This window comes from Haloechinothrix aidingensis (assembly GCF_013450155.1).
GTDB classification, from domain to species: domain Bacteria; phylum Actinomycetota; class Actinomycetes; order Mycobacteriales; family Pseudonocardiaceae; genus Haloechinothrix; species Haloechinothrix aidingensis.
Window position 1 is genome coordinate 137,751 of record NZ_JACCKD010000002.1, and the last position, 19,641, is coordinate 157,391.

19 protein-coding genes are annotated in these 19,641 nt (G+C 70.4%); 5 read left to right on the forward strand and 14 right to left on the reverse strand.

What is annotated here, in order from left to right; genetic code table 11:
* The first annotated feature begins 318 nt into the window (after positions 1-318).
* Positions 319-1,464: a 3-deoxy-7-phosphoheptulonate synthase gene (locus H0B56_RS05200; protein WP_180891802.1), complete on the forward strand. Its 1,146-nt coding sequence runs from the start codon at positions 319-321 to the stop codon at positions 1,462-1,464.
* Between the two features lie 90 nt (positions 1,465-1,554).
* On the opposite strand, the gene H0B56_RS05205 is transcribed toward H0B56_RS05200, so the two are convergent.
* Positions 1,555-2,061: a polyadenylate-specific 3'-exoribonuclease AS gene (locus tag H0B56_RS05205; RefSeq protein ID WP_180891803.1), complete on the reverse strand. Its 507-nt coding sequence runs from the start codon at positions 2,059-2,061 to the stop codon at positions 1,555-1,557.
* Positions 2,062-2,119: 58 nt separating this feature from the next.
* Positions 2,120-2,875, reverse strand: a complete 756-nt coding sequence (locus H0B56_RS05210) for a 1-acyl-sn-glycerol-3-phosphate acyltransferase (protein ID WP_180892342.1) — start codon at positions 2,873-2,875, stop codon at positions 2,120-2,122.
* A 254-nt stretch (positions 2,876-3,129) separates the two neighbouring features.
* On the opposite strand from H0B56_RS05210, the gene H0B56_RS05215 reads away from it, so the two are divergent.
* Both H0B56_RS05215 and H0B56_RS05220 read left to right on the forward strand, forming a co-directional pair.
* Positions 3,130-3,900 (forward strand): alpha/beta hydrolase, encoded by a 771-nt coding sequence (locus H0B56_RS05215; RefSeq protein ID WP_180891804.1) that lies wholly within the window; start codon positions 3,130-3,132, stop codon positions 3,898-3,900.
* Positions 3,897-4,511, forward strand: a complete 615-nt coding sequence (locus H0B56_RS05220) for a hypothetical protein (RefSeq protein WP_180891805.1) — start codon at positions 3,897-3,899, stop codon at positions 4,509-4,511. Before H0B56_RS05215 ends, H0B56_RS05220 begins: the two co-directional genes overlap by 4 nt.
* On the opposite strand, the gene H0B56_RS05225 is transcribed toward H0B56_RS05220, so the two are convergent.
* The 7 genes from H0B56_RS05225 to H0B56_RS05255 all read right to left on the reverse strand — a co-directional run bounded on the left by H0B56_RS05225 (position 4,508) and on the right by H0B56_RS05255 (position 9,932).
* Positions 4,508-5,383: an NUDIX domain-containing protein gene (locus tag H0B56_RS05225; RefSeq protein ID WP_180891806.1), complete on the reverse strand. Its 876-nt coding sequence runs from the start codon at positions 5,381-5,383 to the stop codon at positions 4,508-4,510. The two genes, H0B56_RS05220 and H0B56_RS05225, sit on opposite strands and share 4 nt — an antisense overlap.
* The gene (locus H0B56_RS05230) at positions 5,364-6,356 is read right to left on the reverse strand and encodes an ROK family glucokinase (protein WP_180891807.1); all 993 of its coding nucleotides are present in this window, start codon (positions 6,354-6,356) and stop codon (positions 5,364-5,366) included. The genes H0B56_RS05225 and H0B56_RS05230 overlap by 20 nt, the downstream gene beginning before the upstream one ends.
* A gap of 1 nt (position 6,357) precedes the next feature.
* Positions 6,358-6,858: a hypothetical protein gene (locus tag H0B56_RS05235; RefSeq protein ID WP_180891808.1), complete on the reverse strand. Its 501-nt coding sequence runs from the start codon at positions 6,856-6,858 to the stop codon at positions 6,358-6,360.
* Complete coding sequence (locus tag H0B56_RS05240) at positions 6,858-8,021, reverse strand: ArsA family ATPase (RefSeq protein WP_180892343.1); 1,164 nt, start codon at positions 8,019-8,021, stop codon at positions 6,858-6,860. Before H0B56_RS05240 ends, H0B56_RS05235 begins: the two co-directional genes overlap by 1 nt.
* A gap of 1 nt (position 8,022) precedes the next feature.
* Positions 8,023-8,469 (reverse strand): SRPBCC family protein, encoded by a 447-nt coding sequence (locus tag H0B56_RS05245; RefSeq protein WP_180891809.1) that lies wholly within the window; start codon positions 8,467-8,469, stop codon positions 8,023-8,025.
* 158 nt (positions 8,470-8,627) lie between these two features.
* A complete protein-coding gene (locus H0B56_RS05250) occupies positions 8,628-9,416 on the reverse strand; it encodes a metallophosphoesterase family protein (RefSeq protein WP_180891810.1) in 789 nt (262 codons plus the stop codon).
* An 84-nt stretch (positions 9,417-9,500) separates the two neighbouring features.
* A complete protein-coding gene (locus H0B56_RS05255) occupies positions 9,501-9,932 on the reverse strand; it encodes a polyketide cyclase / dehydrase and lipid transport (protein WP_180891811.1) in 432 nt (143 codons plus the stop codon).
* Between the two features lie 183 nt (positions 9,933-10,115).
* Here H0B56_RS05255 and H0B56_RS05260 point away from each other — a divergent pair, with 183 nt between their 5' ends.
* Positions 10,116-11,918, forward strand: coding sequence for an AMP-dependent synthetase/ligase (locus H0B56_RS05260; protein ID WP_180891812.1), 1,803 nt, complete (start codon positions 10,116-10,118; stop codon positions 11,916-11,918).
* 42 nt (positions 11,919-11,960) lie between these two features.
* On the opposite strand, the gene H0B56_RS05265 is transcribed toward H0B56_RS05260, so the two are convergent.
* Together H0B56_RS05265 and H0B56_RS05270 are read right to left on the reverse strand one after the other, a co-directional pair.
* Positions 11,961-13,649 (reverse strand): DUF885 domain-containing protein, encoded by a 1,689-nt coding sequence (locus H0B56_RS05265; RefSeq protein WP_180891813.1) that lies wholly within the window; start codon positions 13,647-13,649, stop codon positions 11,961-11,963.
* Complete coding sequence (locus H0B56_RS05270) at positions 13,646-15,313, reverse strand: DUF885 domain-containing protein (RefSeq protein WP_180891814.1); 1,668 nt, start codon at positions 15,311-15,313, stop codon at positions 13,646-13,648. The genes H0B56_RS05265 and H0B56_RS05270 overlap by 4 nt, the downstream gene beginning before the upstream one ends.
* Before the next feature lie 171 nt (positions 15,314-15,484).
* Between H0B56_RS05270 and H0B56_RS05275 the strand changes: the two genes are divergently transcribed.
* Entirely contained in the window at positions 15,485-16,480 is a 996-nt protein-coding gene (locus H0B56_RS05275; RefSeq protein ID WP_180891815.1) for an AsnC family protein, read from the forward strand.
* 3 nt (positions 16,481-16,483) lie between these two features.
* Here the strand turns inward: H0B56_RS05275 and H0B56_RS05280 are convergent, their stop codons facing one another.
* Genes H0B56_RS05280 through H0B56_RS05290 form a run of 3 tightly spaced genes read right to left on the reverse strand, consistent with a single transcriptional unit; the run spans position 16,484 to position 19,513 of the window.
* Positions 16,484-17,419: an RluA family pseudouridine synthase gene (locus tag H0B56_RS05280; RefSeq protein ID WP_180891816.1), complete on the reverse strand. Its 936-nt coding sequence runs from the start codon at positions 17,417-17,419 to the stop codon at positions 16,484-16,486.
* The gene (lspA, locus tag H0B56_RS05285) at positions 17,416-17,973 is read right to left on the reverse strand and encodes a signal peptidase II (protein ID WP_180891817.1); all 558 of its coding nucleotides are present in this window, start codon (positions 17,971-17,973) and stop codon (positions 17,416-17,418) included. The genes H0B56_RS05280 and lspA overlap by 4 nt, the downstream gene beginning before the upstream one ends.
* A 55-nt stretch (positions 17,974-18,028) precedes the next feature.
* Positions 18,029-19,513 carry a potassium/proton antiporter gene (locus H0B56_RS05290; protein ID WP_180891818.1) on the reverse strand — a complete coding sequence of 495 codons (1,485 nt, stop codon included), beginning with the start codon at positions 19,511-19,513 and terminating at the stop codon, positions 18,029-18,031.
* Positions 19,514-19,641: the final 128 nt, after the last annotated feature.

The following is a 19,641-nucleotide window of genomic DNA, read 5'->3' on the forward strand; positions in this document are numbered from 1 at the left end:
GGCCTCGGGCGTGATGTACACCTCGACCGGAACCGGCCACCGCTGCGGGGCCACCCGAATCCGCTGGTGAAGCGGCCAGGGCTCGCACGAAGGGCACGCACGCGGGGTCACGTGGCTCACTGCCTCGTGAATGCCCCGGCGGGAGGGTGTTAATGTGTTGGCCATGCAGCGCTATCGGTGGTTTATCGGGCCGGCCCGGACCGGGCACGGCGCTACCACCATGCGCTGATCGTTCCCTGTCCGAGCCGGAAATCCAGTCAATGGCAAGCCGGCTCGGCGATTCCCGCGAGCGCGGCTTGCGGGAAGGAACACCCCACGATGTCGTCTGCCGATACCGCACAGGATTCGACACAGCTCTCCGCGGCGCCCTCCGCGCCGGTCGACGGCGATCTCAACAACACCCGGGTAACGGGTATGAGCCCGCTGCTCTCGCCTGCCCTGCTGCGCCAGGAGATCCCGATCGACACGCCTGCCGCGAAGACGGTCCACCAGGGACGTGCCGAGACTGTCGACATCCTCGGCGGCCACGACGACCGGCTCCTCGTCGTCGTCGGTCCGTGCTCGATGCACGACCCCGAGGCCGGTCTGGATTACGCGCGCCGCCTGGCGACGCTCGCCGAGTCCGTGCGTGAGCACGTACACGTCGTGATGCGCGTCTACTTCGAGAAGCCGCGCACCACCCTGGGGTGGAAGGGCCTGATCAACGATCCCGATCTGGACGGCAGCTTCACCGTCAACAGGGGGCTGCGCATCGCGCGACAGCTCCTGCTGGACATCTCGGCGCTCGGCCTTCCTGTCGGCTGCGAGTTCCTCGACCCGATCATGCCCCAGTTCATCGCCGACACGGTGAGCTGGGGATCGATCGGCGCCCGTACCGCGGCGAGCCAGGTTCACCGCCAGCTCTGCAGCGGCCTATCCATGCCGATCGGCATCAAGAACTCCACAGAGGGCGACATCCAGGTCGCGGTGGACGCCGCCCGCGCGGCCGCGGCGAGCCATGTATTCCCCGGCATCAACGACGACGGGCTCGCCGCGCTGCTGACGACCTCGGGCAACGCGGACTGTCACGTGATCCTGCGGGGCAGCTCCTCCGGTCCGAACCACGACGAGGCGAGCGTGGCCGAGGCCGTCGCCAAGCTGCGCAAAGCCGGCCTGCCCGAGCGCGTCATCGTCGACGCCAGCCACGGCAACAGCGGCAAGGACCATCACCGCCAGGCCGAGGTCACCGGCGAGCTCGCCGACCGGATCGCCGGAGGTGACCGCGACATCGTCGGCGTAATGCTGGAGAGCTTCCTCCACGAGGGGCGGCAGGACCTCACATTGGGCCGGGCGGAGCAGCTGCACTACGGCCAGAGCATCACGGACGCGTGCATGAGCTGGCAGACCACGGAGGAGCTGATCGGCCGCCTGGCGGATGCGGTCGCCAGGCGCGGGCAGCGCGGTACAGGCCGCGCGGACGGCTAGGACATACGTCCCTGCCGGTGGCGGACACCGCGGCGTTCCCCTCGCCCTCCGGGGGCCGCGCAGCGGGTTCGCGGGTTCGACGGGGCCGCCCTACCCCGCTACCGGGAGCCCTTTCCTCCGTCGCTCCTCTTCCAGGATCTGCCATCGCCGCAGGTTGTGCCTGGCGTCGGCCAGCGCGTCGTGCGCGTCGGCAGGCGCGGGCGGGAGCTTGGGCTTGCCGAGATCCTCCCAGCGCTGGCGGAGGTCGCGGGTGAACCGCGGCAGCTGGCGCGGAAGGGCAGGCATGGCACCCCAGAGCTGCGCGAGGGCGACGTGGTCGTAGGCGGCGAACCATGCCCACAGCTGCACCCCGTCGCGCGGCTTGCCGAGGAAGTCGAGCAGGTCCGCGCGGATACTCGCGCGACTGCGCCACGCCGAGTCGCCGCGTGGTGGCAGCTTGGGCAGGACGTGGTCGGCGACCCAGGGACCGGCCTTGTCCGGGTCGAACTCCGTCGAGACGGCGTAGAACTCCCTGCCCGACTCGGACACGACACCGATCGAGACCAGGTCGATCGTCACGCCGTCTTCGATGAACTCGGTGTCATAGAAGAATCGCACCCGGCAAACCTTACTGGGTCGGTTCGTCCGCGTGTCACGGCTTCGGCACGCGGGCGGCTCAGCCGGCCTTCGACCGCGGAACCCGGTCGCCATCGGCGGACTCTCCCCGCCGCGCGGCCGGCACCCGCACGTCCTCCCCCGCGGCCAGCTCCTTCGCGCGAGCCGCGTAGATGTCGACGTACTCCTGCCCGGACAGCTCCATCAGCGCGTACATGACCTCGTCGGTGATCGCACGCTCCACGAAACGGTCACCCGCGAGGCCGGCGTACCTGGAGAAGTCGAGCGGCTCGCCGATCCGGATCTCCAGGCGGCGCGGGCGCCACATGCGTGATCCGATCGGGTTGACGCGGTCCGTGCCGATCATCGCGACCGGGATCACCGGAACGCCGGCGTCCAGGGCGATTCTGGCCAGCCCGCTCTTGCCCTTGTAGAGGCGACCGTCCGGCGAGCGGGTTCCCTCCGGGTAGATACCGAGCAGGCGCCCCTCCCTGAGCAGGCGGACGGACGTGTCCAGGGCGGCCTGCGCGGCGGAGCCACTGCCCCTGTCGATCGGGAACTGCCCGGTCCCGCTGAAGAACCACTTCTGCAGCTTGCCCTTGATGCCGGGGCCTTCGAAGTACTCGCTCTTGGCCGGGAACGTGATCCGGCGCTGGACGTGGCACGGCAGGAAGAAGGAGTCGGCGACGGCGAGATGGTTGCTGGCCAGGATCGCCGCACCGGTCCGGGGAATGTTCTCCCGCCCGGTGACCTTGGTCGGCCACAGCAGCCGCAGCAACGGCCCGAGCAACACATACTTCAAGAACCAGTACAGCACCGCGCACCCACCTTCCAGCACCGCGGTCCTCAGCCTACGAACCATGACTCCGCCCGCACAACGGCAGGCACCCGCCACGAGGCGGTAAGCGACCGATCTCACACGGGCACCGGCAGCACCGGGTACGGTACGGATGCCCGCTCACGAGCCTCGGCCCGGCGAGTCGTGCCACCATGGTAAGGACGGCCGGTATCCACCGGCCACGTAGCACCTACCGCGAGCTCGCGTACAGGACGTACAGGAAGGGGCAGCAGATGCCCGTGACGCCCGGCGCCGAGGCGTTCGAGCACTCCGGTTCGAGTGAGGTCGGCGTGCTGCTGTGCCACGGCTTCACCGGGACGCCCGCGAGCATGCGGCCCTGGGGTGAGTACCTGGCAGGGGACGGGCTCACCGTGCGGTGCCCGCGCCTGCCCGGCCACGGCACGAATTGGCGAGAGCTGAACAAGACCCGGTGGCAGGACTGGTACGCCCGGGTGCGGGACGAGACCGAACGGCTGCTCGAGGAGTGCGCATCGGTCTACATCTTCGGCCAGTCCATGGGCGGCACGCTGACGCTGCGGCTCGGCCAGGAGTTCGGCGACCGGATAGCCGGCTTGGCCCTGGTCAACCCGGCGGTGATGACCCTGAGCAGGAAAATGGCGTTGCTTCCGTTGCTGGCGCCGTTCGTGCCGTCGGTGGCCGGGCTCGGCGGGGATATCGCCAAGGAAGGCGCAGGCGAGTTCACCTACCCGCGGGTGCCGTTGCGCGCGGCGGCCAGCCTCGCCGAGCTCTGGAAGCAGGTGCTGGCCGACCTTCCCCGGATCAGCCAGCCGATACTCCTGTTCCATTCGATCGTTGACCACGTTGTGGAGCCTGCGAACTCCGCGGTCATCATGGAACGGGTGAGTAGCACCGACATCACTGACTTCGTGCTCCGCGACAGCTTTCACGTCGCAACCCTGGATCACGACGCATCGTTGATCTTCACCGAGAGCGTCGCGTTCATCTCGCGCCTACAGCAGTCCCGAGTGGAAGCAGCAGCATGAGTAAGACAGGCAGCCCGAACGGTCCCGACGGCCCGGACGACCTCGACGCGGCCTTCAGCGAGATCGTCGCGGATCTTCGCGCGGAAGGCATCGGAGCCGAGGCCGAGCCCGGCAAGCGCTCCCGCGACAAGCGCGGCGGTGACAGACGCGCCGAGGAGGAGCCGGACTCGAGCGAGCTCGACCCCGCTGCCGACGACAGGCACGACGCCGAGCACGACGGGCCGGACGAGGACGCCGACAGCGATCCCGCCGAAGGAGCCGGCTCCACCGCGACGGCGGCCAGTGACTGGCGGGCCAGCGAGACCAGCTGGGACTCCACCATGCTCGCCGAGGGCGACCTGGACGACATATCCGGGCTCGACGAGGACGAGCACTTCGTTCCGCCGGAGCCACCGCCGGTCCAGAAGCCCGCGCACGGCACGGTCGTGTCCTGGTTGTTCCTCGCCGCGGGCGTGCTCATGCTGATCGCTCCCGGGGTCATCGGGATGTCTCCGGCAGTGAGCCTGCCGTTCGGAGTCCTGTCCATATCCGCCGGTCTCGGGCTCCTGCTCATGCGCATCAAGGACGGTCCACCGCCGGGATCGGACCCGGAGAACGGCGCGCAGGTCTAGCCGGTGGCGCGCGCCAGCGCGCCGAGCTCACGCGGGTCGAGCGTGCGCGTGCCCGCACGGTGGGCCCCGGCGCGCACGCTGTCGTTCGCGGTCACCACCACAACGTGCTCGCCTGCGCGCACCGCGCGATCCGCAATGCGCAGGGTGTGCTCGGCAGCACCGGTACCGTGTCCCGCGGGTACCACCTCGATGCCCGCCCGGTCGCTCGGCGGGCCGTCACCAGGTACGGACAGCTCGACCCGTGGCCACCACCGCCAGTGCGGGCCCGGTCCGATCCCGACGTCCCGCGCACCGATGCCGTCCCGTACCAGGCGGGTCAGCTCCTGCCACGTGAGCTCCGGCCGCGGTGCGTCCGCCGGCCCGGGTGCGGTACCCGGTACCCGGGCGACCGTGTCGCCGTCGACGACGAGCACGAGGCTGCGCCGGAGCTGGCCGCGCAGTTCCGGCCAGGCCGCCGCGAAGTCACGGTGCAGGCGGTAGCCGTCGACCTCGTCCGGCGCGATCCAGCTCAGCTCCGCGCTCTCGGCGCTGCTGATGCGCTCGCTCACCCGGGTGCGCGTCGCCGCGAGCACGGTCGTGTAGCTCCACGTCCCGTGGTCGTCGATCGAGCTCGCGGTGAACCGCACGGCCTCGCGCGGCACGGCGGCCTCCTCTGTGGCCTCGCGCATCGCGGCCTGTACGGCGGACTCGGTACTGCGCAGCGCACCGCCGGGAATCGCCCACGTGCGGCCGTGATGCAACCACCACGCTCTGCGCTGCAGCAACACCCCGCGCGCCGGGTCGACGATCAGCAAACCGGCCGCACCATGTACCCCCCAGTGACGGCGCCCACACGAACACTTGACGAACCCGTCACCGTCGTCGAAAAACACCCGACCAGCTTCGCACAGTCGGACGCGCGGCCGCCAAGCCTTCCCTGGCGAGCACGCCCGCGCCGACCATCCCGGCCTCGTCGGCGAGCTGAGCCGTGCGGATCCGCGCGAGGGGCCGGTGCCCCGCACCGGTCAGCACCGTCCGGTAGTGGTCACGCGCGTCGTCCAGGAACAGCGGCGCCGACTCCGACACGCCCCCGGCGATCACGATCAGGTCGGGATCGTAGACATCGGCGACCAGGGCGAGGCCGTCACCGAGCCAGCGCGCCAGCTCGGCCATGGCCTGCTGCGCGATGGGATCCCCGTCCCGCGCGGCCGCGGCGACGCGCCTGCCGGTGACGGAACCGGGGTCGCCTGTCGCCTCGCGCGCGAGCACTGTGGACCGGCCCGGGTGGCGCGCGAGCAGTTCGATCGCCGTGGTCGCCAGGCCCGTTCCGCTGCAGTACCGTTCCCAGCAGCCCTGCTTGCCGCAGGAGCACGGGCGCCCGTGCGGGACAACCCGCAGGTGTCCCAGCTCCGGTGCGACGCCACGGGCACCCCGGAAGATCTCGCCGTCGAGCACGACGGCACCGCCGATTCCGGTACCGAGAGCGATCAACGTCATCACCCGTGCGCCCCGCCCGGCTCCGTACCGGTGCTCGGCGACGGCCGCGGCGTTGGCGTCGTGCTCCAGTACGACCGGCAACCCGGTGCGGCTGCGCACGCGCTCGACCACGGGTGCGTCCCGCCACGCCAGGTGCGGGGCATACATCACGGTACGGCGGTCCGCGGCGATGAACCCCGCGACCGCGAGCCCGACGGCGCGGATCTGGTGCCGCTGCCCGAGCTGGTCGACGACTCCGGCGATCGCGTCTTCCAGCGCGCCTTCCTCGCCGGGCGTGGCCACGCGGGCGGTGTCGATGACGGCGCCGACCTTGTCGATCACGCCTGCCTGCACGCTCGTTCCGCCGACGTCGACACCGACCGTCAGCACACTACCGCTCCCCGACGCTGCCGGAGGGCTCCGCGCCTCGCCTGCGAACCGGGATGTGCTGGACCCTCGCCTGCTCCTCCTGGCGGCGTCCGCGAAGATCACCGTCCGGCGTGGACGTGCCGAACGGCTGGTCCGGGGGGACGAAACCCGGCATGTGCACGCCGCCTTCCGGGGACCACCGGTCGGCGAGCACGGCACGCAGCAGCGCGACCAGCCGCGCCATCTGCTCGGCCAGCCGCGCCGCGAACTCGGGGCGTTCCCCGCGCACGATCGCGATGACCGCGCACAGCGGGCACCATCCGGACTCGCCGGCCCCGAACGGCCCTTCGTCACCTCCCGTGCCAGGACTCCCGGCGCCGAAGCCGGATCCGTGCCCTGCCGCGAGGATGCTGTCCAGCCACGGGGAGGCATGCTCGGCGACCATCTCGACGAGCAACCGGATCTCGTGGGTGAGGCTCGCGACCCCGTCGTAGTCGTACGACTGCTCGTGCTGGCTGGTCATCAGTGCACACTCCCTGGCTGGGCTAGGCTCACCACAAGGCCCTCCGAGTCGAACTCGGCCCCCGTGACCTCGCATGAGCGCAACAGTTCCGGTAGCGCGATCAACCTGCGGTTGCCGTCGACGGTGATCGCCAGATCGTCGTCGACCCTGGCGAGCTCGATCGCGGGATCCGTGCTGAGTGGCAACGCTACGCGCAGACGATACCCGCCGTCGTCACCGTCGGAAATCTGCAGTAGCTCCGCTTCGCCCGGCGAGTACCCGACGAGCGGGTCACCCCCGTCGTAGAGCTCGCGCGCGATCTCGGTGAGCGCTGCCGTACCGACCGGCTCCGCCGCGCAGTGCTCCACCGAGCGTAGCGCCGTCAGCCCCGCGTCCCGCATCTCGGCGAGCACGGCATCCTGCTCGTCCCTGCGTTTGCGCAGCCAGTTCGCCGCACCACCGCGCCAGAAGCCCGGCGCCGGCATCAACCGGTTCGCGACCAACCCGTCGACGCGGATACCCCGCAAGGCCAGCGCGGTCAGGGTACGGCGTGTCTCGGCGACGACCATGCGTTCCGGCGTCAGCACCAGGCGGACCGTCGTCGTGTCCCGGTCGGTGAGCAGGTCCCGCAGCGACTCCAGATGCTCGCCCAACCTGCGTATCGACGACACGGCGTCCCCGGGACCGCGCGCCGTCCTCGGCGCGCGACTCCAGCCGTAGAGCCTGCGGAGGTAGCCGGAGATCGCTTCCGGCAACGCGAGCAGGCGCAGCGTCTCCGCTGTGGGGCCACAGTCGACGACGATCACGTGCCAGTACCCGGTCTCGGCGAGACGTTGCACCTCGCTGAGCGCGAGCAGCTCGTCCACGCCGGGCAGCACCGTGAGCTCCTCGGCGTCGAGCGCGTCCACGCCTGCGCCGGTAAGCGCGCCGCGCAGCTGGCCGCGCAGCTCCTGCCACGCGGTGTCCACCAGACCCCGCGGGTCGAGCTGGACGGCCGACAGCCGCGGCCCCACCCCTGTCGGCTCACGGCCGAGCTCGGTCCCGAACGAGTCCGCGAGCGAGTGAGCGGGATCGGTGGAGACCACGAGAGTGCGCCTGCCGTGCTCGGCCAGCGTCGTCCCCGTGGCCGCGGCCAGGGTCGTCTTCCCGACCCCGCCTTTCCCGGTGAACAGCAGGAGCCTCAACTCAGCGTTCACCCTCCACCCGGCGCTTGAGCTCCTTCAACGCGGTATCCATGATCATCTTTTCCGCCTTGCGCCTGAGCAAGCCGATCATGGGCAGCATCAGCTCGACCGACAACGTGTAGGTCACCTCGGTCCGCTCCCCGCCTTCCAGTGGGCGCAGCACGTACTGGCCGTTCTGGGACCGTTGCATCTGCCCCTTGACCAGCTGCCAGCTCACCGAAAGGCCGTCGCGGGCCCAGTCGTAGCTGAGCGTGTAGACATCCTTGACGGGCCCGGCGTCGAGTGTGAACCGGACCTGCTGGGGTTTGCCGTCGTCGCCGGTCTCCAGGATCTCCGTCTGCTGGACGGCCTTGGCCCATTCCGGATAGGCCTCGAGGTCGGCGATGACAGCCATGATCCGCTCCGGCGGTGCGTCGACCACGATCGACTGAGTGGACTCCTCGGCCATGGGTCAACAGGGTAGCCGGGATACCGGCGGGCGCGCGCCTCGCCCACGGCAGATCGTTCCTGCCCCGTGCCTGCCCCGAGCCCGCACCGGCCTCGCGCGGCGTTGCCGGTAACGGGTACGCACGGGGATCCGTCGCCGCGCGCTCCGGTCGCCGGGGCTCACCAGCGCAGCACGTAGGGCTGTGCGCTGTACTTGAAGTACCCGACATTGCGGCATTCGGTCCTACCGAGGCGGTAACGGTGGGCCAGCGGCTGGTGCACGTGCCCGAACAGCGACCAGCGCGGGCCGTGCCGACGGATGTAGTCCAGCAGCCCGGCCGAGCCGCGCTCCTCCCTGCGCGCCACCACGTCATAGGTCAGGTCAGCGATGTCCGGCGGTACGTGGCTGCACAGCACGTCCACCTCTCCCAGACCCGCGACGGCCGCGTCGAACTCCTCGTCCGTGCGCAGGTACGGCCGCCACGCGGCGTCCCGCCGCGGCCATGCCCCCGCAGGGCGCAACGCGCCACCGACGAACCCGAACCGCAAGCCACCGATCTTGACGACGTCACCGTCCAGCTTCTCCACGCGGTCCCCTGCGATCTCGTCCCACAGCTCAGGCGCGTCGACGTTGCCCGGCGTGGCGTACGTCGGTGCCGTGACGGCGCCGAACAGCTCCGCGTACTGCTCGCGAATGGCGTCGTCGACGGCGGTACGGGGCTCGTCCACGCTGTTCCACAGCGACTGCGCGAACGATGCCAGTGCCTCCTTGTCGCCACGGCTGCGCAGCGTGGCGAAGGTGGCGACGTTGTCCGCGCCGAACAACCTTCCGAGGATGCCTCCGCTGTAGTCGGTGTAGTCGACGAAGTCGATCAGATCACCCAGCACGACCAGCGCATCGGCACCATCGCCTGCCCTGGCCAGCGCCTCGGCGTTGCCGTGCACATCGGAGACCACGTGAACCCGCATCACGTCCCACTCTAGAACGTTCCCGCCGCGACCCCACCGTCGCGCGCGGGAACGGGGAGGCACGGCGCGGTTTCGCCGGGCGCGCTACCCGTGCCGCGGGGGGACACCCGGCTTCCTGCCGTCCTCGAGCAGGTTCTTCAGTTCCAGCGCGACAGCCTTCGCGGCGCGCGCCCGGCGATCGTACTCGCGGGCGAGGTCACGCGGGCCGAGGCGGAGCGCCCGGCCTGCCGGGTCGACCGGGGTGACACGCAGGAAGTAGTGCAGGATCGTCCCGTCGAGCACCGGCTCGAGCCAGACCTCCATGGTCCCGACCAGCGCGCCGCGCACGGTCCAGCGCAGCCCTTCGTCCCCGCGATCGGCATAGACCACGAGCACCAGATCCGGCCAGTACCTCGCCCACGAACGCGGGTCGCGGAAGGCGGCAGCCACTGTGGCTTGCGGTACGGCGATGAACGTCTCGTCGACGACATCGATCGCAGGCTCGCCGGGAAGGTGCGTGGCGTCGGTCTCACTCACGGGTGCAGAATCTCACGCCCGCACAGCGCGCGGGCGTGAGACCCGCTCAGCGCCGGGCAGCCAGGTCACGCGCGGGACAAGGGACCCACCGTCCGGCGAACCGCCACCGGTAGAGTGACTCGCCAGTAACATGAGGCGCCCCGATCAGGCCCTCACCGGTTCCGGCCGAGACGGAGGTCACTGTTGCGTGAGTACACCGCCCCATCGCCACCCGAGGTGGCCGATGACGAGAACCTGACCGATGTCATCTGGGCGAACGCCGAGAGGTTCGGGGACAACATCAGTTTCCGGCGGCTCGTCGACGGCACGTGGCTCGACGTCACCGCCAAGGAGTTCACCGCGGAGGTGCTGGCGGTGGCCAAGGGTCTGATGGCCGCGGGGATCTCCCGGGGTGACCGCGTCGGTCTGCTCGCCAAGACCCGCTACGAGTGGACCCTGCTCGACTTCGCGATCTGGGCGGCCGGTGGCGCCACCGTCCCCATCTACGAGACGTCGGCCCCCGATCAGATCCACTGGATACTGTCCGATGCGGGCGCCAAGGCGGTCATCGTGGAGACCGACGACCATCGCATGCGCTTGGCCGAGGTACGCGGTGAGCTGACCGAGCTCGAGCATGTCTGGCAGATCGAGGCTCCCGCCGAAGGCAAGCCGGCCATCGAGGCGCTCAGCGACCTCGGCGGCGACATGGCCGACTCCGAGCTGCACGCGCGCCGCGAGGCGGTCCGCGCCGACGACACGGCCACACTGGTCTACACCTCGGGAACGACGGGCAGGCCGAAGGGTGTCGCGCTCACCCATCGCAACCTGCTGGCCGAGGTCAGGGCGTGCCTGCGCGCGATGCCGCAGGTACTGCGGGAGGGGAACTCGCTGCTGGTGTTCCTTCCGCTGGCGCACGTGTTCGCCCGCGCGATCAGCCTGATGGCCGTGCACGGTCGCGTGACCCTCGGGCACACTCCCGACCCGACGACCCTGCTCGACGACCTCGCGGCGTTCCGGCCGAGCAGCGTCGTGGCCGTACCCCGCGTGTTCGAGAAGGTTTACAACAGCTCCAAGCTCAAGGCGCACTCGGCGGGCAAGGGCAAGATCTTCGATGCCGCTGAGCGCACCGCGATCGCCTACAGCGAGGCGCTCGACGCGGGCTCGGTGCCACTTCCGCTGCGGGTCAAGCACGCACTGTTCGACAAGCTCGTGTACGGCAAGCTGCGCGATGCCCTCGGTGGCCGCTGCATCGGTGCGGTCTCCGGCGGCGCGCCGCTCGGCAGCAGGCTGGCGCACTTCTTCCGCGGAGCAGGCATCACCGTCTACGAGGGATACGGCCTGACCGAGACCTCGGCGGCCGCGTGCGTCAACACCGAGCGGGACATCAAGATAGGCACGGTCGGCAAGCCGGTGGCGGGAACCTCGGTACGGATCGCCGACGACGGGGAGGTACTGCTCGCCGGCGACGTCGTGTTCTCCGGGTACTGGAAGAACGAGGAGGCCACGTCCCGGGCTCTCGAGGCGGGATGGTTCCACACCGGAGACCTCGGCGAGCTCGACGACGAGGGGTTCCTGAAGATCACCGGCCGCAAGAAGGAGATCATCGTCACCGCGGGAGGCAAGAACGTCGCACCCGCGCGGCTGGAGGACACCATCAAGGCGACACCACTGGTCAGCCAGGCCATGGTGGTCGGCGACCAGCGGCCGTACGTCGCGGCACTCGTCACCATCGACGAGGAGTTCTTCGGCACCTGGAAGGAACAGAACGGCAAGCGGGCCGAGGCGACCGTCGCTGAGCTGGCCGACGACCCGGACCTGCGTGCCACCGTGCAACGCGCCGTCGACGAGGCGAACGGGCACGTGTCCCAGGCAGAGGCCATCCGCAAGTTCACCGTGCTTGCCGAGGACTTCACCGAGGCGGCCGGCGAGATCACGCCGAGCCTGAAGCTCAAGCGGGACGTGGTGGCCGCGCACTACGCGGATGCCGTCGAGAGCCTCTACGGTTAGGGCCGGCGGTGAGTGGTGGTCACCGCCGGCGGTGACCACCACTCACCGCCGGCGCTCGGCGATCCAGTCACCCACCACAGTAGACAGCAAGGACAGCGGCACCGGGCCGCAGTCGAGCACGGCCTCGTGGAACCGCCTGATGTCGAACGCGGGCCCCAGCCGGTGCTCTGCTTCCGCGCGCAGGCGCCGTATCTCCTGCCTGCCCACCATGTACGACAGTGCCTGGCCCGGTACCGCCGCGTAGCGGTCCACCTCGGGGCCGATCTCCGCGGGAGTCAGCGGGGTGTGTTCGGTGAGGAAGCCGACAGCCCGCTGCCGGCTCCAGCCGTACGCGTGCAAGCCCGTGTCCACCACCAGCCGCGCGGCGCGCAGTGAGTCCTGGGCGAGCATGCCCAACCTGCTCAGCGGGCCGGAGTACAGCCCCATCTCGTCGGCGAGGCGTTCGGCGTACAGCGCCCACCCCTCGGCGTAGGCGTTCACGTCGGCGATCCTGCGTATCAGGGGGAGCCGGTCCAACCCGAGCGCGGTCGTCGTCTGGAAATGATGGCCCGGGATGACCTCGTGAAACGCGATCGCCTCGGCGAGATGCCGGCACCGCGACCCCGGATCGGACGTGTTGGCGAAGTAGGTACCCGGACGCGTCCCGTCGAGCGATGGTGGGGTGTAGTACGCGGTCGCCCCGCCACCGGCCTCCGCGTCCGGAACGGGCCTGACCTCGACAGGGTCGGCAGGTAGACGATCGAACCAGCCCGGCGCGACCGCCTCGGCCCTGCGGATCGCGGCACGAGCGGCATCCAGCAGCTCGGCACCGCTCGACCAGCGAAGCGCGCGGTCATGGCGCAGGCGCTGGAAGATCTCTGTGAGATCGCTCGTCCCGAACGCGGCCACACCGATCTCCGCGTACTCCCCCGCCAGCTCGCCGAGCACCGCCATACCCGTCTCGTGTAGCTCGTCAGCGCCCCGTTCGGTTGTGGTGTGCACGCTCGCCAGCGCCGCGTACCGGTGCTCGCCACCTGGTTGCCACCACAGCCCGGCCTGCGCGTCCGGCCTCGCCCGCGGTGCGACCTCGGTGGCAAGGAACATCCGGTAGCGCGCGTACGCCGGACGCACCTTGTCGTCCACCAGCGCGTCCCGGTGTCGCGTGAAGTCCGGCACGGGGACCTGTGCCGGGACGTTCCGCAACGGGTCCGCGTCGTAGTTCGACAGGTACCGGTCGATGTAGTCGAGACCGGCACGCACCAGGAACGCGGGCGGCGCCAGCCCGCGTGCCAGACCGGCCCGCTGGCGTTCGGTGATCGTGGCCAGGTACCCGGGCAGCGCGGCGAGCCGATCCAGGTAACCGTGCGCCATCCGCGCACTGCCCAGCGAGATCATCGGCAGGGCCACCAGGGGCCACAGCGCCGGTGCCGACAGCCCGTCGCTTACCGAGAACTCCTCGGTCCGTACCTCGATATGCGCCGCCACCGCGCAGGCCTGCTGCACGACGAGCTCGCGCGTGATGCGATCGGTCGGCTCCAGCCACGCGGGATCCACTGCTGTCGCGGCACGTGCGATGGCGAACATCTGATCCCTGCAGCGCTGCCGCGCCGCCTCGTCGTAGTCGACCAACCTGTGATGAGGCCCCTCCAACCCCAGCAGGGATGCCTCGACGGGATCGGCTTCGAACCGGGCGGCGACGAGCTCGTCGGCGAGCGCGGCGATCCGCGAGGTCACCGCCTGCGTCTCGTTCATGCTTCTCCGGATGCCCAGCTGCCGATCACACGCTCCAGCACGGCGAGTGGGACCGCGCCACACCCGAGTACACGGTCGTGGAACTCGCGGATATCGAAGTCCGCGCCGAGCGAGCGCTCCGCCATGGCTCGAACCCGCTGGATCTCCAAGCGCCCCACCATATAGGACAGCGCCTGTCCCGGGTAGGCGATGTAGCGATCCACCTCGGACTCCACCTCGACCAGCGGCATCGGGGTGTTCGCCGCCAGGTAGTCGACGGCCTGTTGCCTGCTCCACCCCTTGGCGTGCAGACCCGTGTCCACCACGAGCCGTCCTGCCCGCATCGAGTCGTTCGCCAGCATGCCGAGCACGGCGACGTCATCGGAGTACAGGCCCATCTCGCGCGCCAACCGCTCGGTGTAGAGCCCCCACCCCTCGATGTAGGCCGTGAACCCGCCGAGCTTGCGCAGCAGCGGCAGGTGCGCGAGCAGCTGCGCGGTACTGAGCTGGAAATGGTGCCCGGGGATGACCTCGTGGAACGCCGTCGCCTCCGATGTGTGCTTGAAGCGCTCCGTGACCTTGTAGGTATTGGCGAAGTACGTGCCGGGACGGGACCCGTCGGTGGCGGGCTGCACGTAGTACGCGGCGGGAGCGCCGGGTGCGGCGGCCGCTGGAACCTCGTCGACGACCCAGGGCTGCGGCGGGATGCTGCCGAACCAGCGTGGCGCCTCGCGCTCGGCCCTGCCGATCGCCGCGCGTGCGTCGTCGAGCAGCGCGTCCGCACTCGGCCAGCGCAGTTCCGGGTCGGTGCGCAGCCGGTCGAATATCTCGCCGAGCTCGCGTGTACCGAAGACCCTCGACCCGACCTCGGTGTACTCGCCTGCCAGCTCGTCGATCAGCGCACGGCCGGTGTCATGCAGCTCAGCCGGGGACCGGGACGTCGTGGTGTGCACCCCGGCGAGCGTGCGGTAGGCGTCCTCACCCCCTGGCAGCCAGCACAGCCCCGGCCGGTCCGAGGTACGGGCGTGCGGGGCGATCTCGCGGGCGAGCCCGTCCCGGTAGGTCGCGAAGGCGGGACGCACGACCTCGGCGAGCAGGCTGGCGCGCACGGCGTCGAACTCCCCGGCCAGGGACTCGGGCGCCTGCGGCTGCAGCAACGGATCGGATTCGCTCTCCGACAGGTACCGGTCGAGGTGCGCGATCGCCGCCTCGACCAGGTGTTTCACCGGGGTCCTTCCGGACAGCACACCCGCGCGATGGCGGTCGAGCGCCTGCTCGAGATGGTCCGGCACCGCCGCCAGCCTGTCGAGGTAGGCCCGCATCGCGGTCTCGTCGCCCACGCTGAGCATCGGCAGCAGCGACAGCAGCTGCGCGGCAGGCGCGACGAACAGGTCGGTGACCGTCAGCTCGGCCATCCCGACGCCGAACTCGTCCAGCGCGGCCCGAGCGTGCGCGATCACCACGTCCCGCGTGGTGCGGTCCTCGGCGGCGAGCTCGGCCGGATCGAGGGCCGACGCGCGGTCGAGGATATCGCGCATCCGGTCGGCCGTGTGCCGCTCGGCCTCCTCGGTCATATCGCCGAGTCCGGGGCGCGTCATGTCCACCCCGAGCAGGGCCGGCCACAGTGGATCAGCGTCGAACTGGACCTCGAGCAGCTCATCGGCCAGCTGTGCGACTTCGGTCATGCGGCGCCCTCCCTGTCCGGCACATCCCGTACGGCAACCTCGCCTGTCCGAGCTTAGCTGGCGGACCCCACGGACCGCCGGGCCCACCGGAGCCGGGATCGCAGGTACCTCGCGGCACACCAGCGTTCACCCGGCGACCCGATCGGTCGCCGAAACGGTAGCGTTGCCGTCGTGGCCGTGACTGACCCAGCGGATGCCCGCCTACTCGCCGCCCTCGCCGAGCACGGCAAGGCACCGGTGCACGACGTCGCCGCGCGAGCCGGCATGGACCCCAGGGAAGCTGCCTACCGGCTCGTCGGGCTGTCCGGATCGGGCCTCCCACTGCTCGTCGGCGTGGAGTGCGACCCGCAGGGCGTGCGCGCCGCACTGCCGCCCCAGGGGCACGGATACACCCAGCAGGCCCCCCAGCAGACCCCCCAGCAGGGCGCACCGCCGGGCGCGTACCCGGGACCCCAGCAGGCACAGCCCCCGTCGTCACCGGCGGCACCTCCGGCGACGCCGTCGGGGCCGTACCCGGTGCACGGCGCACCGTCCGGACCGCACCCGGCGCCGCCCCCGCCTTCCGGCCCGCACGCGGCGCCCGGGCAGCCTCAGGCTAGCGGCGCCGGCGCACCGGCCGCGCCGGAGGCGCAGGCACCGGCACCCGATGCTGCGATGAGCGTCTGGGGGCCACCGCAGAGCGCCGGATGGGCACGGGGCGACCAGCAGGCACCGGGACGTTCCGGCCCGGTGGCCGGAACGGCAGCCCGGCACGGCACGGTCGGCGACACGTTGCACACCGAAGGGCTGGAGTCCGAGCAGCTGTCGATCCAGCTGCTGGAGGTCCAGGACCCGGCCGACTTCCTGTTCGGGGCAGGCGGTTACCAGCTCGCCCCCGGTGAGCGTGCCGTGGTCGTACACACCGAGGTCACCAACACCGGTACCACCGCGTTCGGGTACCTGCCGGACAACTTCCTCGAACTGGTCACCGCCGACGGTACGGCGATAGCGAAGGCCCCGGTCTCGTTGACGTCCCGCCCACCCCATCGGATCGGAGTGGGACCCGGGCAGACCGCCGGGGGGCACACCGTCTACATACTGCCCGAGTCCACCCGGTTGGCCTCGGTGCGCTGGAGCCCCCGTCCCGAGCCCGACGAACGCACTGTCACCTGGACCGTCGACGAGTGACCGTCAGTTCTGGGCACGCAGGGTCTCCACCGCGTTCGCCAGGTCCTCCGGATAGTCCGATGTGAACTCGACCCATCGGCCGTCCTCGGGGTGGGCGAACCCGAGCGACCGGGCGTGCAGCCACTGCCTCGGTACGTCGAGCGACTTGGCCAGAGCAGGGTCGGCTCCGTAGGTCAGGTCCCCGACGCACGGGTGCTTCAGCGCCGCGAAATGCACCCTGATCTGGTGGGTACGTCCCGTCTCCAAGTTGATCTGCACAAGCGATGCCGACCGGAACGCCTCGATCACCTCGTAGTGCGTCACGCTCGGCCTGCCGCTGGCTACTACCGCGAACTTGTAGTCGTGCTTGGGATGGCGGTCGATCGGCGCATCGATCGTCCCCTTGCTCGGATCGGGATGCCCCTGCACGAGTGCGTGATACCCCTTGTCGACGGTGCGTTCCTTGAACGCGCGCTTGAGCACGCTGTATGCGTGCTCGCTCTTGGCCACGACCATCACCCCGGTGGTACCCACATCCAGGCGATGCACCACACCCCTGCGCTCCTCCGCGCCCGAGGTGGATACGCGGACACCCGCGGCCGCGAGCCCTCCGATCACGGTCGGCCCCTCCCAACCGGGGCTGGGATGGGCAGCCACCCCGACCGGCTTCTCCACGACGGCGATGTGATCGTCGGAGTGCAGCACGCGCAGCCCGGGGACGGGAACCTCGTCGACCGCGGTGACGGCGGCCTGCCGATCCGCCTCAGGCAGCGTCACCTCGAGAACGCTGGCCGCCATCATGCGGTCCGACTTACCGGCCCGCTCACCGTCGAGGAGTACCTTGCCGTCCGCTGCGAGCTCCGCCACCGCGGTACGGGACATACCGAGCAGCTTCGCCAGCCCCGCGTCGACACGCATCCCGTCGAGGCCGTCCGGGACCGGCATCATCCGCTCGCTCATTCACGACCCTCCCTCGTGGCATCGTCCGGCAGGCGCCCGGCCGCGGGTCCTGCGCTGTCGTAGTCCCTGCCGAGCAGCGTGAGGACCACGATCAGCACCGCACCGACGACGATCGCCGAGTCCGCGACGTTGAACACCGGCCAGATCCGGCCGTCCGGGGCGAACACCGACACGAAATCCACGACGTGCCCCCGCAGCACGGCAGGCTCCCGGAAGATGCGGTCGACCAGATTACCGAGGGCGCCGGCCAGCACCAGGCCGAGACCGACAGCCCACGCCTTCGAACGTAGCTTGCGGGCGATCCAGATGATCGCGATCACCACGCCGATCGCGATCAGCGCCAGCAGCCAGGTCAGCCCGCTTGCCAGGGAGAACGCCGCGCCCGGGTTGCGAACCAGCTGGAGGTACACGGCGCCGCCGAGGATCCGGACCGGCTCGCGTCCCTCCAGCGTCGCCACGACGAGGACCTTGGTCAGCACATCCAGCGCGAACACCAGGACCGTCACGACCGTCACGATGGCGATACGCCGGGGCGGCAACTGCTCAGTAGTCACCCGGCCATTGTCCCGCGCCCCGTCCGGCCCGCGCGCCCAGCCCACGCACGAGGCGTCACCGGCCTGTCTCGCCCTTCCAGCGAGCCAACCGCCCGGCCCGGTCCACGGCCCTGATCCGCCGTTCCACCGCCGCGCGCACCGACTCCGTCGTGACGATCAACAGGTCGTCGTTCTCCGCGAGCCGGGTCGACTCGTTCGGGGTGAACCCGGTGTCGTTGCGCACCACCAGGCTCACCGTCGCACCCTTCGGCAGCCGCAGCTCGGCGATGTAGACGCCGTGCAGCTTCGAACCCGGCTGGATACGCACCTGCAGGAGGTTCGCGCCGAGGTGGTCCAGCGGCGCCGCGTCCACCTGCACCTCCCGTGGCTCGGCCTCACGCGCGATACCCAGTGCCTTCGCCAGCGGCGTCATCGTCAGCCCCTGCAGCAGGGTGAAGACGACGACCAGCACGAACACGATATCCAGCAACAGGTCGGCTCCCGGCCGTCCCTGTGCCAGCGGGATGGAGGCGAGCACGATCGGGACGGCCCCCCGCAGACCCGCCCAGGAGATGAAGACCTGCTCCCGCCACGGGATCTTGAACGGCAACAGCGACGGGACCACCGACAGCGGCCGCGCGATGAACAGCAGAACGGCCCCGGCGAACAGCCCCGCCAACACCGTATGCATATCCAGCAGCCGCGCGGGAGCGGCGAACAGCCCCAGCAGCACGAACAGACCGATCTGGGCCAGCCAGCCGATCCCCTCGGCGAACGACAGGGTGTCCGAACGGTGCGGCAGGCGTGAGTTGCCCAGCACCACGCCTGCGATGTACGTCGCCATCAACCCGGAGGCCTGCGCGAGCTGACCGGCGGCGAACGCGAACACGCACACCGCGACGGTGGCCAGCGGGTAGAGGCCCGTCGCAGGCAGCGCGGCCCTGCGCAGGGCCTGGGCGCCCAGCCAGCCGAGCCCGAGCCCCACCAGCGCACCGAACACGAGCTGGTAAGCCACGTCGAGCGGTACCAGCCACGTGATCGGGTCGGTCCCGGCCAGCAGGATGACCATGATGTAGACGGGGGCGTCGTTGAGTCCCGACTCCAGCTCCACGGCCCCGGACAGGCGCTTGCGGATACCCTTCCCGCGCAGCACGCTGAACACCGCGGCCGCGTCCGTCGAGGACAGCACGGCGCCCCACAACAGGGCGGTGCGCCAGTCGAAGTCCAGCACGAGGTACATCGCCGTGCCCACAACGGCGACGCTGATCGCGACCGAGACCGTTGCCAGCGCGATCCCCGGGCCCAGAGCGGGCCGGACGACGCTCCACCGCGTACCGAGGCCGCCCTCCGCGAGGATCAGTACCAGCGCGGCGATACCGAGAGACTGCGTGAGCTCGGCGTCGTCGAACTGGATACCCAGACCTTCCTCGCCGAGCACGACACCGATCGCGAGGTAGACCAGCAGGGTCGGCAGCCCGAGGCGCGTGGAGAACCGGACCGCGACGACGCCGGCGAGCAGCACGGCAGCGCCTACGCCGAGAATGACAGGGAGCTGCTCCACAACACCTCCACCTCGCCGCAGACTCCGAACTCACATTGTGACGCACCCGCGCGTCGTGGCAGGTGAACGCCTCGCACGATGGCCGGATACGTAGGGTGACGCGTACCGTTCCGGGCCACGAGCGCCGG